Genomic DNA, 211 nt, shown 5'->3' with positions numbered 1-211 from the left:
GGAATATTGCACAATGGGCGCAAGCCTGATGCAGCCATGCCGCGTGTATGAAGAAGGCCTTCGGGTTGTAAAGTACTTTCAGCGAGGAGGAAGGCGTTAAGGTTAATAACCTTAGTGATTGACGTTACTCGCAGAAGAAGCACCGGCTAACTCCGTGCCAGCAGCCGCGGTAATACGGAGGGTGCAAGCGTTAATCGGAATTACTGGGCGT

General features: G+C 52.1%; 1 rRNA gene. It reads left to right on the top strand.

Going from position 1 to position 211, the window contains the following annotated elements:
• Positions 1-211, top strand: a 16S ribosomal RNA gene (locus tag FHC49_RS16185); the annotation flags it as partial.

Source organism: Kluyvera sp. EC_51 (genome assembly GCF_019584505.1).
Taxonomy (GTDB): domain Bacteria; phylum Pseudomonadota; class Gammaproteobacteria; order Enterobacterales; family Enterobacteriaceae; genus Kluyvera; species Kluyvera sichuanensis.
Note: the sequence above shows the minus strand (reverse complement) of the source record. Positions and strands in the feature narration are given on the sequence as shown.